Annotated in this window: 2 protein-coding genes; one reads left to right on the top strand and one right to left on the bottom strand. The window is 58.0% G+C overall.

Translation table 11 applies throughout. The features are described from left to right. Window positions 1-137: 137 nt before the first annotated feature. A complete protein-coding gene (locus GIW79_RS29410) occupies window positions 138-407 on the bottom strand; it encodes a DUF2790 domain-containing protein (protein ID WP_054896740.1) in 270 nt (89 codons plus the stop codon). 397 nt (window positions 408-804) lie between these two features. Here GIW79_RS29410 and acs point away from each other — a divergent pair, with 397 nt between their 5' ends. Then, window positions 805-2,760, top strand: a complete 1,956-nt coding sequence (gene acs, locus GIW79_RS29405) for an acetate--CoA ligase (protein WP_005790645.1) — start codon at window positions 805-807, stop codon at window positions 2,758-2,760. Window positions 2,761-2,877: the final 117 nt, after the last annotated feature.

Here is a 2,877-nt window from a genome sequence, read left to right as displayed (position 1 = left end):
TAAAAAGAGTGGTCGTGGCTGAAATCGCCATCGCAGGCAAGCCAGCTCCCACAATTGATGTGGGGTGTATTCAAGGGCGGGTTCTTGGCCGCAAGAACGATTTCTTGCGGCAATTAAGAATCCAACTTCAGAAGTTGTTAGCCGTTAGAGCAACCATTGCCCATTACTTGATAGTTAAGAATATGACGCTGGCCTTGAGAATCTTCATATTCCATCTTCACCGGTACAACTTCGCAGACTTCTGGAATGCTGCTCATGGACAAGACTTTGGCCACATCCAAGTGCGTGCTATAGGTGTAGTTCTCGACAATCGGGGCGTTCTGGCCGGCCAGTTCAGTCGGGGCTTCGTCCGCCAGGGCGGCGGTGGCGCACAAGCTGCTCAGGGCGATCACTAATAACGCTTTCATTTCTTCATTACCTTCTTCAGGGCGAAAGGGGGCACGGGGCCCTTGTGAGGCCGCGTGTGTCACTTAAAAGTTGGGAAGTTCGGATTAACGTTGCCTTCGTGGGGGCTGTTGCGTTGTTAATCAGAGTGCCTTGTTGGCGGAGTTGATTTTAGGCGCCTCGGTTATATTCATATACCCGTAGTTTTGATAAACACTTTTGGCGGTTTTTGTAACAATCCCTCAATCAAGATTTTTTCAGAAACCTGCCAGCCGCCGCAGCACGCGGGCCAGAGCGGTGAAAAGGCATAGCAGGGCAATTTGTAGGGTCTTGTTACTACCATCGTCGAATGGTTCTATAGGCCCACCCCGGCTACAACAGGGGCCATACAACAACAACTATGTCACCGAGGTAAGAAAGATGAGTGCGGCTTCCCTGTACCCCGTTCGCCCCGAAGTAGCAGCCAACACGCTGACCGACGAGGCGACCTACAAGGCCATGTACCAGCAGTCGGTGGTCAACCCCGATGGCTTCTGGCGCGAGCAAGCCAAGCGCCTTGACTGGGTCAAGCCTTTCACCGCGGTGAAGCAGACCTCTTTCGACGACCACCATGTCGACATCAAATGGTTCGCCGATGGCACCCTGAACGTTTCCTACAATTGCCTGGACCGTCACCTCGCCGAGCGTGGCGACCAGATCGCAATCATCTGGGAGGGCGACGACCCTGCCGAGAGCCGCAACATCACCTACCGCGAGTTGCATGAAGAAGTCTGCAAGTTCGCCAACGCCTTGCGCGGCCAGGACGTGCACCGCGGCGATGTGGTGACTATCTATATGCCGATGATTCCCGAAGCCGTGGTCGCCATGCTGGCCTGTACCCGCATCGGCGCGATCCATTCGGTGGTGTTTGGCGGTTTTTCCCCAGAAGCCCTGGCCGGTCGCATCATCGACTGTAAGTCGAAAGTGGTGATTACCGCTGACGAAGGCATTCGCGCCGGTAAGAAAATTCCGCTTAAGGCTAACGTTGACGACGCACTGACCAACCCGGAAACCAGCAGCATCCAGAAGGTGATCGTGTGCAAGCGCACCAATGGCGCGATCAAGTGGAACCAGCATCGCGACATCTGGTACGAAGACCTGATGAAAGTGGCGGGCACCGTCTGCGCGCCAAAAGAGATGGGCGCCGAAGAAGCGCTGTTCATCCTCTATACCTCCGGCTCTACCGGCAAGCCCAAGGGTGTGCAGCACACCACCGGTGGCTACTTGCTCTATGCGGCCCTGACCCACGAGCGCGTATTCGACTATCGCCCAGGCGAAATCTACTGGTGCACCGCCGACGTCGGCTGGGTCACTGGCCACACCTACATCGTCTACGGCCCGCTGGCCAATGGCGCGACCACGCTGCTGTTCGAAGGCGTGCCGAACTACCCGGACATCACCCGCGTGGCGAAGATCGTCGACAAGCACAAGGTCAATATCCTCTACACCGCACCGACCGCGATCCGCGCGATGATGGCTTCCGGCACCGCAGCCTGCGAAGGCGCCGACGGCAGCAGCCTGCGCCTGTTGGGCTCGGTGGGTGAGCCGATCAACCCGGAAGCCTGGGACTGGTACTACAAGAACGTCGGCCAATCCCGTTGCCCGATCGTCGATACCTGGTGGCAGACCGAAACCGGTGCCACGCTGATGAGCCCACTGCCAGGCGCCCATGCGTTGAAGCCGGGTTCGGCGGCACGGCCGTTCTTCGGTGTGGTGCCGGCGCTAGTGGACAACCTGGGCAACATCATCGAAGGCGCCGCCGAAGGCAACCTGGTGATTCTGGATTCCTGGCCAGGCCAGGCGCGCACCCTGTACGGCGACCATGACCGTTTTGTCGACACCTACTTCAAGACCTTCCGCGGCATGTACTTCACCGGTGACGGCGCACGTCGCGATGAGGATGGTTACTGGTGGATCACTGGCCGTGTGGATGACGTGTTGAACGTGTCCGGCCACCGCATGGGTACTGCCGAGATCGAGAGCGCCATGGTTGCGCACCCCAAAGTCGCCGAGGCGGCGGTGGTGGGCGTGCCGCATGACATCAAGGGGCAGGGCATTTATGTGTATGTCACGTTGAAGAATGGTGAAGAGCCCAACGAAGCACTGCGCCTGGAGCTGAAGAACTGGGTGCGCAAGGAAATTGGCCCGATTGCCTCGCCGGATGTGATCCAGTGGGCGCCGGGGCTGCCGAAGACACGGTCGGGGAAAATCATGCGGCGCATTTTGCGCAAGATCGCCACGGCTGAATACGATGGGTTGGGGGATATCTCTACCTTGGCAGATCCAAGCGTGGTGGCGCATTTGATTGAAACGCACAAGACCATGAACGTCGCGTAAGCGGGGTAGGTGGGACAGAGCCCCATTCGGTGCAAGCCGGGTGGGGCTTTTTTGTGGGGGGGCCATGTAACACCGAGATGCAGTGTGGGAGCTGGCTTGCCTGCGATAGCTATTTCA

Source organism: Pseudomonas sp. PA-7-1E (assembly GCF_021605325.1).
Taxonomy (GTDB): Bacteria; Pseudomonadota; Gammaproteobacteria; order Pseudomonadales; family Pseudomonadaceae; genus Aquipseudomonas; species Aquipseudomonas fluorescens_BV.
This window is presented reverse-complemented; position numbering and strand designations above follow the sequence as displayed.